The organism is Streptomyces sp. NPDC012827, assembly GCF_042900905.1.
Taxonomy (GTDB): domain Bacteria; phylum Actinomycetota; class Actinomycetes; order Streptomycetales; family Streptomycetaceae; genus Streptomyces; species Streptomyces gulbargensis.
In genome coordinates this window covers 419132-432067 of record NZ_JBIBBY010000004.1, presented here as the reverse complement: position 1 = coordinate 432067, position 12936 = coordinate 419132, and the positions used below count along the sequence as shown (strand labels likewise).

At 75.6% G+C, this 12936-nt stretch carries 8 protein-coding genes; 4 read left to right on the top strand and 4 right to left on the bottom strand.

The window, feature by feature from the left end:
- Window positions 1-71: 71 nt before the first annotated feature.
- The 3 genes from ACFY60_RS11420 to ACFY60_RS11410 all read left to right on the top strand — a co-directional run bounded on the left by ACFY60_RS11420 (window position 72) and on the right by ACFY60_RS11410 (window position 2829).
- On the top strand, window positions 72-1079 hold the full coding sequence (locus ACFY60_RS11420) for a hypothetical protein (RefSeq protein ID WP_388610461.1): 1008 nt from the start codon (window positions 72-74) through the stop codon (window positions 1077-1079).
- Window positions 1080-1129: 50 nt separating this feature from the next.
- Entirely contained in the window at window positions 1130-1819 is a 690-nt protein-coding gene (locus ACFY60_RS11415; protein ID WP_388610463.1) for a copper homeostasis protein CutC, read from the top strand.
- Between the two features lie 104 nt (window positions 1820-1923).
- Window positions 1924-2829, top strand: coding sequence for an aminoglycoside phosphotransferase family protein (locus ACFY60_RS11410; protein WP_388610464.1), 906 nt, complete (start codon window positions 1924-1926; stop codon window positions 2827-2829).
- A gap of 126 nt (window positions 2830-2955) precedes the next feature.
- On the opposite strand, the gene ACFY60_RS11405 is transcribed toward ACFY60_RS11410, so the two are convergent.
- The 4 genes from ACFY60_RS11405 to ACFY60_RS11390 form a co-directional block, all read right to left on the bottom strand.
- Window positions 2956-4914, bottom strand: a complete 1959-nt coding sequence (locus tag ACFY60_RS11405; RefSeq protein WP_388611022.1) for a HelD family protein — start codon at window positions 4912-4914, stop codon at window positions 2956-2958.
- Between the two features lie 338 nt (window positions 4915-5252).
- The gene (locus ACFY60_RS11400; protein WP_388610465.1) at window positions 5253-6893 is read right to left on the bottom strand and encodes a DNA repair helicase XPB; all 1641 of its coding nucleotides are present in this window, start codon (window positions 6891-6893) and stop codon (window positions 5253-5255) included.
- Between the two features lie 167 nt (window positions 6894-7060).
- Window positions 7061-8797 carry an FG-GAP repeat domain-containing protein gene (locus tag ACFY60_RS11395; protein WP_388610466.1) on the bottom strand — a complete coding sequence of 579 codons (1737 nt, stop codon included), beginning with the start codon at window positions 8795-8797 and terminating at the stop codon, window positions 7061-7063.
- Window positions 8798-9084: 287 nt separating this feature from the next.
- Window positions 9085-11781: a helicase C-terminal domain-containing protein gene (locus ACFY60_RS11390; protein WP_388610469.1), complete on the bottom strand. Its 2697-nt coding sequence runs from the start codon at window positions 11779-11781 to the stop codon at window positions 9085-9087.
- A gap of 82 nt (window positions 11782-11863) precedes the next feature.
- On the opposite strand from ACFY60_RS11390, the gene ACFY60_RS11385 reads away from it, so the two are divergent.
- Window positions 11864-12862, top strand: coding sequence for a hypothetical protein (locus ACFY60_RS11385; RefSeq protein ID WP_388610471.1), 999 nt, complete (start codon window positions 11864-11866; stop codon window positions 12860-12862).
- The last annotated feature ends 74 nt before the right edge of the window (window positions 12863-12936 follow it).

The following is a 12936-nucleotide window of genomic DNA, read 5'->3' as shown; positions in this document are numbered from 1 at the left end:
TTGATACCCCCCAGGGGTATGGTGAGGTGTATCGAACGGGTACGCCCGCCACCCAGTACGGGAGAGCAGTCATGAACACCGGAGTGAAGATCACTGCCTTCGCCACCGCGCTCGCCGCGACCTTCGGAACCGCGTACGGGATCGGCAAGGGCGTCGGCCCCGTCGCGGAACCGGCGAAGGCCGGGCACGGCGAGCACGCCGCCGCCCCCTCGGCGAACGCGGACGCCGGCGCGAGCGCGGGCGCCGACGGACACGCCGGGCACGGCGAGGGTGACGGCGCCGCCGCGCCCGCCGTCCCCGGCGGCCTCCAGGTCTCCGACGGCGGCTACACCCTCGCCCTGGAGACGCCCACCACCACCGCCGGCCGCAGCGTCCTGAAGTTCGCCGTCAAGGACGCCGCCGGGCGGAAGGTCGCCGCCTTCACCACCGAGCACGGCAAGGAACTGCACTTCATCGTCGCCTCGCGCGACCTGACCGTCTTCCGTCACCTGCACCCCGAGAAGGCGCCCGACGGCACCTGGACGACCACCGTCGACCTGCCCGCCGCCGGCGGGTACAAGGCCTTCGCCGACTTCAAGCCGGCCGCCCCCGGCGCCCGGGCGCTCACCCTCGGCGCCGACCTCGCCGTCCCCGGCGCCTACGCGCCCCGGCCGCTCCCGGCCGCGGCGCCGACCGCGACCGTCGACGGCTACCAGGTCCGCCTGGGCGGCACTCTCGACCCCGGCCGGGCCGGTGAGCTGCGGCTCACCGTCACCAAGGGCGGCAAGCCCGTCACCGACCTGGAGCCGTACCTGGGGGCGTACGGTCACCTCGTCGCCCTCCGCCGGGGCGACCTCGCCTACCTCCACGTGCACCCGAACGAGGGCGGCCCCGGCCCGGACGTCTCCTTCACGGCGACGGCGCCCAGCGCGGGCGCGTACCGCCTCTTCCTCGACTTCCAGCACGGGGGAAAGGTCCGGACGGCCGCCTTCACGGTGACGGCGGGCGCGAACGGGAAGGCTCCCGTCGAGGCCCCCGCGCCCACCCCGTCCGGAACCGGGGGTGACGGGCACGGTGCGCCCGGTCACTCGCACGGCTAGTCTGGTCATTGGACTAGACCTGTCGCCGTCTTTGTGGAGGAATGGGCTCGATGAGCAACCGTGCAGTCCTTGAGGTGATCGCCCTCGACGAGCGGGACGCGGTCGCCGCCCGGAACGGCGGCGCCGACCGGCTCGAACTCGTCACCGACATCGCGGCGGACGGCCTCAGCCCGTCCCCGGCCCGCTTCGCCGCCATCCGCGCCGCCGTCGACATTCCGCTGCGCGCGATGCTCCGCCTCAGCGACGGCTTCGCCGCCGGGGACATGGACGCCCTCGTCCGCCGGGCGGCCGAACTGCGGGAGGCCGGGGCCGACGAGTTCGTCCTCGGCTTCCTCACGGCGGACGGCACACCCGACCTGGTCGCCGTCGAACGGCTCATCGCCGTCCTCGACGGCTGCCGCTGGACCTTCCACCGCGCCATCGACCGCGCCGCCGACCGCGACGCCCTCCGCAAGAGCCTCGCCGACCTGCCGGGACTCGACACCTACCTCACCGCCGGCGCGGCCGGCGGCGTCGACGACGGCCTCGCCACCCTCACCGCCGAGGCCGCCCGCGCCGGCGAACCGGGTTACGAACCCCAGATCCTGGTCGGCGGCGGCCTCCGCCTCGACCACCTCCCCGCCCTCCGCGCCGCCGGACTCACCGCCTTCCACATCGGCGGCGCGGCCCGCCCCGCAGGCTGGACCGCGCCGGTCTCCACCGAAGCGGTCCGCGCCTGGCGCGAGGCCCTGGACGGCTGAGGGGGCCGGCACCGGCGGGGCACGCGCGAAAATCCGTGGTCCCGCCCCGGCGGGGCGCGAAAACCCGTGGTCCCCGCCCGCCCCGCCCCGTTAACCTCCCGCGCATGGTCGATCCCACGCAGAGTCAGAAGGCCGTCGTCGGTGTCCCGCTCGTGCGGCGCCTCGTGGCCGCGCAGTTCCCGCAGTGGTCCGCGCTCGACGTGCGCGAGGTCGAGTCGGCCGGCACCGACAACGCGATGTTCCGCCTCGGGGACGAGCTGGTGGTACGGGTACCGAAGGCCGCCTGGGCGGTACGCCAGGTGGAGAAGGAGCAGCGCTGGCTGCCCCGGATCGGACCGCACCTGCCACTCGCCGTCCCCGAACCCGTCGGGCTCGGCGCCCCCGGCGAGGGCTTCGGCCTGCCGTGGTCCGTCTACCGCTGGATCGACGGCCAGGACGCCTTCACCGCCCCCGTCACCGACCTCGCCCACGCCGCCGTCGCCCTCGGCCGCTTCGGCGCCGCCCTGCGCCGCGTCGACGCGACCGGCGGTCCCGCCTCCTTCCGGGGCGGCCCCGTCACCGCGTGGGAGGAAGGCGCCATGCCCGGCGCGATCCGGGCCCTCGCCGCCACCGGGGACCTCGACGCCGTCGCGGCGACGGACGCCTGGGAGCACACCCTCACCCTGCCGCAGTGGCACGGCGAGGCGGTCTGGGTCCATGCCGACCTGCTGCCCGGCAACCTCCTGACCCGCGCAGGCCGACTCCACGCCGTGATCGACTTCGGCGGCCTCGGCACCGGCGACCCGGCCTGCGACATGATGGCCGCCTGGACGCTCCTCACCGACGCGACCCGCCCCCTCTTCCGCGAGGCGGCGGAGGTCGACGACGCCACCTGGGCCCGGGGCCGGGGCTGGGCCCTGTGCTGGGGCGTCGTCACCGAGAACCACTACCGCACCACGAACCCGGTCCTCGCCGCCGTCGCCCGCCGCACCCGCACGGAGGCCCTCGCCGACCACGTCGCGAGCACCTGAGCCGGATCTGATCCCTGCCCCGGTCCCGACCGGCGGGTGCGAGACGTCGCCCAACCGCCTACGCCCCGGGCCGGTCGGGATCAGACACCGACCCGCCTGCTCCGGCCCCGCCCCGGCCGGTCGGGATCAGATGCCGCCCAACTGCTCCGGCAGCTCCGCCGCGTGGATCACCGTCAGCCCCGACACCGCACGCGTCAGTGCCACGTACAGCCGCCGCAGCCCCGTCCGCTCGTCCGGTTCGCCGTCCACGACCGCCGCCGGATCGTCCAGGACGACGTAGTCGTACTCCAGACCCTTCGCGAGCGAGGCCGGCACCAGCGTCAGACGCGACACGGCCGTGGTCTCCTCACCCGGCGAGAGGGACGCGAGCCCGGCCGCCGCCAAGGCCTCGGCGAGCGGCGCGATCCGCGCGTCCGCCGCGATCAGACCGACGGAACCCTCGTGCTCCAGCGCCTCCCGGCACGCCGCCACCACCTCCGCGTCCAGAGCGCCCGGCTCCGTCCGGCGCACGGCGAGCGAACCGGGGTTCTCCCGCACCGACTCCACCGGCGCAAGCCCCGGCGACATGTGCGGCAGCAGCCGCGAGGCGTACGCGATCACCTCACGCGGCACACGGAAACCGGCGGTCAGCTCCTCCACCACCGCCTCCGGCTTCCCCAGGTGCGCCAGCGCCTGCGCCCAGCTCTCCGTCGCCCACGGCGTCGTCCCCTGCGCGAGGTCGCCGAGGACCGTCGCCGAACCGGTCGTGCACCGCCGCCCCACCGCCCGGTACTGCATCGGCGACAAATCCTGCGCCTCGTCCAGGACCACGTGCCCCAGCGACTGCGTCCGCTCCACCAGGTCTTTCGCCTCGTCGATCAGCACCGCGTCCGCCGCCGACCACCGCGCCGACCTCACCCCGCGCGCCGGCTTCTCCCACAGCAGCAGCTTCTGCTCCTCCTCGTCGAGGAGACCGTCCGCGTGCTCGGCCAGGAAGTCCGCGTCGCTCAGCAGCCGCAGCACCAGCTTCGCCGGATCCACCGCGGGCCAGCAGGCGTTGACCACCGCCTTCACCGCCGTGTTCCGCGCGACCGCGTTCTGCACCCGGTCGTCGGGCGCCTCGCCCGCCTCCTCCATCCGGACGAGCACGGCATGGGCGATGCGCTGCGGAAGTGCCTCCCGGGCCGCGCCGTACCGGATGTCCCGGTCCAGCAACTCCCGGACCATCTCCTCCAGTTCGTACGCCGGAACCCGCCAGCGCCGCGAACCGCGCACCACCATCAGCGGCTCCCCGGGCATCGACACGTGCGAGCGGAGCGCCCGCCGCAGCACCTCCGCCATCCGGGCATCGCCCTTCACGACCGCCGTCGCCGCCGCGTCCGTACCCCGCACCTCCACGTGCGCCACCAGGTCGTCCACCGTCGCCTGCTGCACCTCCAGCTCACCGAGCGCGGGCAGCACCTGCTCGATGTAGTGGAGGAAGGACCGGTTCGGCCCGATCACCAGCGTGCCCGTGCGGGCCAGCCGCTCCCGGTGCGCGTACAGCAGATACGCCACCCGGTGCAGACCCACCGCCGTCTTACCGGTCCCCGGCCCTCCCTGCACGCACACCGTCCCCGACAGTCCGGAACGGACGATCTCGTCCTGCTCGGGCTGGATCGTCGCCACGATGTCCCGCATCGGACCGACACGGGGCCGCTCGATCTCCGCCTGGAGCAGCCGGCTCGTCCGCTCCTCCTCACCCGGGTCCGACAGGTGTTCGTCCTCGTACGCGGTGAGCTCGCCGCCCGTGTAGCCGAAGCGGCGCCGCAGCCCCACGTCCTGCGGATCCTTCCGCGACGCCCGGTAGAACGGCTGCGACACCGGGGCACGCCAGTCGATCACCATCGGCTCACCGTCGGCGTCGTGGACGTGCCGCCGCCCGATGTAGAAGCGCTGCCCCTCCTGCGCGGTGTGCAGGTAGTCGAGGCGGCCGAAGAACAGCGGGGTGCCGGCGAGGTCGGCGAGGGCCTTGATCCGCTCCTCGATCTGCCGGCCGAGGACGAGCGAGTTGACCCAGTTCGCCGTGACGTCCTTGATGTCGAGCGCCTCCACGTCCTCGCGCATGGCGCGCAGGGCGGCGCGGGACGCCGCCAGGTGGGCGCGCTCGCGTGCGAGGGGGTCGGGGAGCGGGTCGGATGCGGACACGGTGAAGCCTCCGGGCGGTACGTACACGGACACGACGAAGTGGCCGCCGGTTTCCGACCGGACGGCGGCGCTCCACGGGCACGAGGCGGGAGGCGGGAAGCTGGCGAGTGTAGCTGCGGCGCCGCCGCCCGGGCCACCTGATTTCCCCGCCCGCGCCCCCACCCGGACCCCGCCCCGCCCGCCCGCCTCCGCACCGGGCCGCCGCCCGGGAGCGGCCCGGTGCCGCTCCCCTGAGGCGGTCCCGCTCGCCGACGCCCTTACCCGCCCAGCAGCTCGTCCGCGTCCACGATCCGGTACGCGTACCCCTGCTCCGCCAGGAACCGCTGCCGGTGCGCCGCGAAGTCCTGGTCGATCGTGTCCCGCGCCACCACCGAATAGAAGTGCGCCTGGTGCCCGTCCGCCTTCGGCCGCAGCACCCGGCCCAGGCGCTGCGCCTCCTCCTGGCGCGAGCCGAAGGTGCCCGACACCTGGATCGCGACCGTCGCCTCCGGCAGGTCGATGGAGAAGTTCGCCACCTTCGACACGACGAGCACGCTGATCTCACCGGTACGGAACGCGTCGAACAGCTTCTCCCGCTGCGCGTTCGACGTCTCGCCCTTGATGACGGGCGCGTCCAGGTGCTCGCCCAGCTCGTCGAGCTGGTCGATGTACTGGCCGATGACGAGGATCTGCTGCCCCTCGAACTTCCTCACCAGCGCCTCGGTGACCTTCCGCTTCGTCGCCGTCGTCGCGCAGAAGCGGTACTTCTCCTCGGCCTCGGCCGTCGCGTACGCGAGCCGCTCCGCGTCGGTCAGGTTCACCCGCACCTCGACGCAGTCGGCCGGCGCGATGTACCCCTGCGCCTCGATCTCCTTCCACGGCGCGTCGAACCGCTTGGGCCCGATCAGCGAGAACACGTCCGACTCGCGCCCGTCCTCCCGGACCAGCGTCGCCGTCAGCCCCAGTCGCCGCCGCGCCTGGAGGTCGGCGGTGAACTTGAACACCGGCGCCGGCAACAGGTGCACCTCGTCGTAGACGATCAGCCCCCAGTCGCGGGAGTCGAACAGCTCCAGGTGCGGATAGACGCCCTTCCGCCTGGTCGTGAGGACCTGGTACGTGGCGATGGTGACCGGCCGGATCTCCTTCCGCGTCCCCGAGTACTCGCCGATCTCGTCCTCCGTCAGCGAGGTCCGCCGCACCAGCTCGCTCTTCCACTGCCGCGCGGAGACCGTGTTCGTGACGAGGATCAGCGTCGTCGCCTTCGCCTTCGCCATCGCGCCCGCCCCCACGAGCGTCTTGCCCGCGCCGCAGGGCAGCACGACGACACCCGAACCGCCGTGCCAGAAGCCCTCGACGGCCTGCTGCTGGTACGGCCGCAGGGCCCAGCCGTCCTCGGCCAGGTCGATCCGGTGCGCCTCCCCGTCCACGTACCCGGCGAGGTCCTCCGCCGGCCAGCCCAGCTTCAGCAGCGTCTGCTTGATCTGCCCCCGCTCCGAGGGGTGCACGACCACCGTGTCCGGGTCGATCCGCTCCCCGACCAGCGGCTGCACCTTCTTCGACCGGAGGATCTCCTCCAGGACCGGCCGGTCGGTGGTGGTGAGGACCAGCCCGTGCGCCGGGTGCTTGGAGAGCGTGAGCCGCCCGTACCGGGCCATGGTCTCCGCGATGTCCACGAGCAGCGCGTGCGGCACCGGATAGCGCGAGAACTCCACCAGCGCGTCCACCACCTGCTCGGCGTCGTGCCCGGCGGCCCGCGCGTTCCACAGCCCGAGCGGCGTCACCCGGTAGGTGTGGATGTGCTCGGGCGCCCGCTCCAGCTCGGCGAAGGGCGCGATGGCCCGCCGGCACGCCTCGGCGAGCTCGTGGTCGACCTCCAGGAGCAGTGTTTTGTCGCTCTGGACGATGAGAGGTCCATTCACCTGTGATCGGGTCCTTCCGGCCTGGCGGGCCGTCCCGTGACGGCCAATCCTCCAGTGTGCCGGAAGCGGGCCGCTTGTCACGGCCGAGGCGGCGCGGCACGGCCCCGGCCGGGGCGTCCTGGGGGACGTTCCGGGCGGGGCCGTGGTGGGGGTGACGCGGAAGGGGGTCAGCTCAGGGCGGTGAAGGAGTTCCAGCCCGCGCCGAGGGCGACGCGGGTGTCGTAGCCCGCGCCGGTGGACGGGTAGAGCCACAGGCCGCCGGCGGCGTCGCGGGCCGTCAGGTCGGCCAGGCCGTCGCCGTTCACGTCGCCGGGGGAGACCACGGCGGTCATGCCCTGCCAGCCGGAGCCGACCGGGACGGGGCGGGTGAACGGGGCGCCGGACTGGCCGGTGCCGGGGTAGAGCCACAGGCGGCCGTCGGTGCCCCGGCCGATCAGGTCGGCGGTGCCATCGCCCGTGACGTCACCGGCGCCGGCGAGCGTGTCGAGGGTGTTCCAGTTCGTGCCGACCTTGATCCGGCTCAGGAAGCCCTCGCCGGTGCCGCGTCCCGGGTACAGCCACAGGTCACCGGTGGCCTTGTCGCGGGCCAGCAGGTCGCCGCGGCCGTCGGCGGTCAGGTCGCCGGCGCCGATCACGGTGTTGTAGGCGTCCCAGCCGCCGCCGAGGTCCACGTCACCGGTGGCGCGCAGCGCGTGGAGCCGACCGCCGGAGATCTTGAGGGCGGTGCCGTCGGCGCCGTCGGTGAGGGAGGACGCCCAGATCACGGTGTCGGTGGGCCGGAGCGGGTTGCCGAGGGCGTGGAAGCCGATCGGGTTCTCGAAACCGGTGTGGGAGCCGTTGACGCGGTAGTACACGAGGGTGCCGTCCGCCGCCTTGGCGAGCAGGCTGCTCTTGCCGTACGTCCCGTTGGGGGCGCTGTCGCCGGCGAGGCCGAGGGCCTGGTGGAAGGGCTTCTGCACGAGGGTCGAGGCGCCGAGGCGGCCGTCGCCGAGGCCCGGATACGTCCAGGCGTTCGGGCCGGCCTTGTCACGGGCCAGGAGGCTGACGGATCCGTCGGCGTCGCCCAGGGCGAGGATCTCGCCGAACCGGTGCCAGCCGGTGCCGACGGTGACGGGCTCGGCGAAGGCGGTGTTCGGGTTGCCGGTGCCGGCGTGGAAGGTGAGGAGACCGCCGCTGCGGGCGACCACGTCGCCGAGACCGTCGCGGTTGAGGTCGTAACCGGTGACCAGTTCCCGGTTCAGCAGGTCGCCGGCGGCCGGGCCGGAGACCGGCGTCGGGCTGCCGTACGGGCTGGTGGTGCCGGCGGTGCCGGTGCCCGGGTAGACGTGGAGGGTGCCCGTGGTGGCGCGGGCCAGCAGGTCGAGGCGGCCGTCGCCGGTCAGGTCGCCCGCGCCGAGGACGGTGCTGAAGACGTGCCAGCCGCCCGAGGTCCAGCCGGTGGCCGTGGCCCCGGTGCCCTCGGCGGTCCAGAGCGCGGCCCCGCCCTGCGTGCGGATGGTCAGCAGCTCGGGCTTGCCGTTGCCGTCGAGGTCGCCGACCGGGACGACCTCCTTGAAGTCGCCGCCGACGGCGCCACCGTCGGCGGTGAAGGTGAACCGGGCCTCGGTGCCGTCGTCGAAGCGGACGGTCCAGCCGCCCGCCGGGGCACGCTGCAGGAGGTCGTCCGTGCCGTTCGCGTTCAGGTCGAGCCGGGGGCCGGCGGCCCGGGCGGCGGCCTCCGGGCCGAGGGGGACCGCGGTGCCGCTGCCGGGGTTCGGTACGGCGGGGACGACGGCGGCGGGCTTCCCGGAGGCCACGGGCGGCTCGGCGGCGACGGCCTGGCCCGCGGTGATCATGCCGGTGGCGAGAGCGAGGGCGGTGCAGCCGGCGAGACGGAGACGGCGGGCGGTGGCGCGGGCAAACATGTGAGTGATCCCCCCCGGGACGTGGTGTGAGGCCGCCCGTTCCCGGGAGGCGTGCATCACGTTACGGCCCGGAAAACCGCTGGTGAAGGGGGATTTGGGGGTGCGGGCGGGGCTGGAGCGGCGTGGTGATGCCGCTGTGACAGGACCGCGACATCGCCCGTGGGAATGGGGTATTCCGCTGCCCGTACGGAGGCCCGTGTGCCGCGCCCGCCGCCCGCCCGGCCCACCTGCCGCGCCCGCCGCCCACCCGGACCGCGGGCCCGTCCGCATCCGTCCCGCTCCCGGCCCTACACCTGGTCGTCCGCCAGTTCCGCGACGCCCGTGATCCGGTGCAGCGGGTAGGTGCGGACCTCGTCGGCGGTGTGGTCGTACCCCGTCACGAAGCCGCCTTCCACCCGCACCGGGGCGATGACCCGCTGGCTCGCCGCGCCCTCGGCGTTGACGTAGCCGATCCAGACGGCCGAGCCGGTGAGCGCGGCGGCCTGGACGGTGGCCAGGGTCTCGGCGGCGGAGGTGCGCGGGAGCGCACCGGCGGCGGGGGCGGCCGGTTCCTTCCGTACCGCCGTCGCCGCCCGGTCACCGGCCCGGATCGCCCGGACCGCCGCGCCGAGCAGGGTCGCGTCGGGGGCGGGCGGACCGTCCGGGACGGGCACGGGGGCCGTACGGGCCGGGGTGCGGTACGCGTCGGCGCGGGTGATCAGGACGTCGCCCTCGGCGGACTCGGCCGCCGGCGCGTACCCCATGGCCCGCAGCCCGTCGAGCAGCGCCGCCGGATCGGCCTGCGCGGCCAGCACGGTCGGGGCGAGGCGGCGCAGCCGCAGGGAGGCGGAGCGCCGGTCGGCGAGGATCTCGCCGAGGAGGGTGTCGTCGTCGCAGCGCACGTACGCGGAGGCGGCGCCGATCCGCAGGTGGCCGTGCTTCCGCGCCACGTCGTCGATCAGGTAGGCGAGCGGCTGCGGAACGGGCGTGCGGGAGTGCGCGGTGAGGAAGTCGTGCAGCTCGGAGGCGGTCCGGCCGGTGTCCAGGGCACGCCGTACGGAACCGGGCGTGAACCGGTACACCGTGGCGCCACCCTTCGATTCCACGTCCGCCAGGACGGCGAGCGCGTCGGCGAGCGGACGCAGCAGCGGGCCGGGCGCGACGGCGGTCAGGTCGGCCTGGAGGAGGACGTGGTCGACGGGTTCCGGCAGCAGCGGCGCCAGGAGCTCCGCCGCGCGTTCGGCCGCGACCGAGAGTTCGACCTCGCCCGCGTGGCCGGCGGGGTCGGCGGCCTCGGCGAGCGGCAGGTTCAGCAGGGCGCGGGCCGGGGTGGAGAGGGCACCGCGCCCGGTGATCCCGAGCAGCTCCGCCTCCTCCAGCGTCCACCGGGCGATCCGGGCCCGCAGGTCGGGTGCGGGACCGCCCGGGCCGTGCCCTGAGGACCCGGGTGAGCCGGTGCCGTACGGCGGTGCGCCGTGGCCGCCGGAACCGTACGGGCCCTGCTGTCGGCCGCCGGGCCTGCCCGTGCCGCCCGCCGGGGCCGCCGGCTCCTGAGGGGCGCCGGAGGGGGTCCGGCCTCCGGGGCCCGCCGCGCCCGCGCTCCGCAGGGGCCGCTCCCAGGCCAGCCGGGCGAGCACCGTCTCCGGGTCGGCGGCGGAGCCCGGCGGCAGCGCCGCGAGGAGGGTGAGGACCCGGTGGCGGACCTCCGGGGCGGGCGCCCGGTCCAGGTCGGGGCCGAGCGCCGACAGGGTCCGGCCGCGCGCGTCCTGCCCGCCGACCAGGCCGGAGGTGCGGGTCGCGGTGAGCCAGGCGGTGACGAGCCGCGCCCAGCGCTCGGCGGGCGGCAGGTCGAGCCAGTCGTCGTAGGCGGGGGTCGGCGCGTACCGCTCGTCCGCCTCGCCGTCCGAGGCGAGCAGCCCCGCGCCGTGGCAGAGCTCCAGCCAGAACGCGGCCACCGGTTCGGTCACGTCCAGGGCGGCGGCGGTCCGCTTGAGGTCCCGTACGGCCAGACCGCCCGCGCGCAGCACCGGCGGGCCGCCCCGGTCCCAGGACTTCAGCAGCTCCTCGACCGTGGCGAGCGCCGCGTAGGCCTGTCCGGCGGCGGCGCTGTCCACCACCTGGGGGCGGTACTCGCGCAGCACCGCCGGACGCGGCGGCACCGGCTCCGGGTGCCGGTGCGCCCGCCCGCCCCGCAGGTGCAGCGCCACCTCGCGCGGCAGCACCATCGTCCGCGGAGACACCGGGAGCAGCAGCCCCCGGTCGCGCAGCCAGCGCACCGGTGGCGTCGGGTCGGCCGTCACCTCGCCGTACGGCGGACCCCACACCAGCCGGTCCAGGACCGCGAGGGCCTCCGGCGGGGCGGTGTCCAGGAGCGCGCCCATCCGCGCCCGGTCGGTGAAGAGTTCGGTGAGGGCGGCGACCGCCGAGACGGGGTCGTGAGTCGCGGGCAGTCCGGCCGCGGTGAGGAGCTCCTGCACCCGGCCCGGTGACATGCCGGACGTGGCCTCGGCGACCGTCGGCCCGAGGCCGGTGGGGGAGGGGTGCTGCGGCGAGGGCGCGAGCAGCTCCCGCGCGGTCCGCACCAGCCGCAGCCGGTCGTCCTCGCCCCACACCAGCGCCTGTTCGCGCAGCAGCGCGACCGCGCCGGGCAGCGCGGCCTCGATCCGCGCGTCGCCCTCGTCGCCGGTGAGCAGGGCGAGGAGCACGGGGTACGGGGCGGGATCCGGGGCCACGGCCAGCGCCTCGGCCGTCTGGAGCGCGAAACGGTCGAGCCGCTCCAGGGCGCGGACGACCGAGCCGCGCGTGCCGGCGCGGGTGGCGAGCTGCGTCAGGTCGTTCGGGACCGGCGACAGCAGGTCGGGGCGGGCGCGCAGGAGCGCGGCGAGCCCCTCGTCGCCCCGCGCGCGCAGCGCTTCCGCGAGTGTGCGCGGCGGCGCGGTGGCGCCGTTCCCCTCGGGACGTCCTTCCGGCACGTGCGCCTCCCGGTCGAGCTCGCCGATCCCCATCCGCACCACGTTAGCCCCTGTTCGGGCGCACGCAGGCGCTACCGTCGACGCGTAGCGGGCGCACGGGCCGTGGAGGGGCAGCATGGGCATCGAGAGCGACCAGTTGGTCTTCGACTATCTGAGCCGGGTGGGCGACGTGGCGCAGCAGCGCCATCTGCCCGCGAGCGACCGGGCGCGCCTCGTGTCGGAACTCCGGGACGAGATCGACCGGCGGCGCGCCGGGCGGGGTGGTCGGAACCCGGCGGCGGTACAGGGCATCCTCGGTGCGCTCGGCACGCCGGACGAGGTCGTGGACCGGGTGGGCCGGACGGACGGGCCGGACGCCGGGCGGGGACGTCCCGACGGCGCGGACGGCCGTCCGGACACCCCGGTGGAGGGGGCGCCCGCCCCCGGCCCGGAGATGACGAAGGCGTCCGTCCCCCGCCCGCGTACGGGCGGGGCGCCGGCGGACGAGGACGACGGTCCCGCCGCCGGCGGGGAGACGGACTGGTGGCGGGCCGGCGAACCCGAGGCACTGCCGCCCGGCTTCTTCGGCGGCATCGAGGCTCCCGAACTCTTCGCGCCGCCCGTCCCGGAGGAGGACGAGGAGGAGTCGCGGGACCCGGAGGAGGACGGCGGAGGGAAGCGGCGCCGGCTCTCCCGGCTGCTGCGCCGGCGCCGGCCCGCCGGGGCCCCGGAGGCCGTCGGGGACGCCGCGCCCGCCGCCGGCGCGGTGGCCGTGGAGGCCGCCCGGGGCCGCCCGCTCCTCGCGAACCCCTTCCTCCTTCTCGCCGCCCTGCTCCTGCTCGGCGGGGCCGCCTTCGGTTCGCTCCTCGCCCTCGCGGCCGGCTGGCTCCTCGCGTACGCCTCCCGCCGCCTCACACCCGCGGAGACCAGGACCGCCGTCCTGGTCCTGCCGGGCCTCGCCGCGGCGGGCGGGATCGCCTGGCTGTGGGGCCGCGTCGACGGCCGCTGGGGCGCCCCGCTCGCGCAGGGCGGCGAGGCCATGGGCGTGGCGATCGGCGAGACCTGGCCCTGGGTCCTGCGCGGCGCGGCCGTCGCCTCGGCCCTCTTCCTGATCTGGCGCTCGCGCACACACTGACCGGGCCCGGCCCGGCCGGGGACGACGAGCACCGCGCAGGGCACGGGCGTCACCCGGAGCGGCGCACCGGCCCG